Raw genomic sequence first — 931 nt, forward strand, 5'->3', positions numbered from 1 at the left:
GCGAATGTAAGCGTGCTGTGCCAGCGCTTCGGTATCGGCCGGACCTGTGGCCACAAGCTGCTTTCGCGCTATCGGATCGAGGGGGAGGCTGGGCTGGTCGAACAGTCGCGGCGGCCACGATCGAGCCCGGCGCGCAGCGCGCCGGAGGTGGAAGCGGCGGCCCTTGCGGTGCGTATGGCGCATCCGGCTTGGGGTGGACGCAAGATCGCGCGTGTGCTTGCCCGCGAGGGTATCGGCACGCCGGCGGCCTCGACGGTAACCGGCATCCTGCGTCGCAACGGCATTGAGTTGGGAACGTCGGGCGGTGGAGCGCAGCCCTTCATCCGCTTCGAGCATGCCGCCCCCAACGATCTGTGGCAGATGGACTTCAAGGGTCACGTCGCCTTGCGTTGCGGCCGCCTGCATCCGCTCACCGTGCTTGATGACAATTCGCGCTTCTCGGTCGCGCTGTCGGCCTGCGCCGACCAGACCACCGCAACCGTAAAAGCCCGGCTGGTCACCGCCTTCCGCCGCTATGGCTTGCCGTGGCGCATCGCCACCGATAATGGCCCGCCCTGGGGCGATGGCGGCCGCAACGACTTCACGCTGCTCACCGTCTGGCTGATCGAAACCGGCATCGCCGTCAGCCACTCCAGGCCTTGCCATCCCCAGACCCTCGGCAAGGACGAGCGCTTCCATCGCTCGCTCAAGGCCGAGGCGCTGCAGGGACCGCCCTTCGCCGATCTCGCCAAGGCCCAGGACGCATTCGACCAGTGGCGCCATGTCTACAACGCCCAGCGTCCCCACGATGCGCTGGACGGCGGCGTGCCGCTCGATCGCTACTGGGCATCGCTGCGCCCTTATCGCGAAACGGTCGAGCCGTTCGAATACGCCAAGGGCGATCTCATCCGCCGCGTACAGCAGCATGGCTTCGTCTCCATTCTTGGCCGCA

General features: G+C 67.2%; 1 protein-coding gene. It reads left to right on the top strand.

The genetic code is table 11. From position 1 onward, the window contains the following. Nucleotides 1-931: IS481 family transposase (locus NKJ23_RS34475; RefSeq protein ID WP_352685184.1), on the top strand; the 931-nt coding region annotated here is incomplete at both ends.

It is taken from the genome of Mesorhizobium sp. M0184, from assembly GCF_040322215.1.
Classification (GTDB): Bacteria; Pseudomonadota; Alphaproteobacteria; order Rhizobiales; family Rhizobiaceae; genus Mesorhizobium.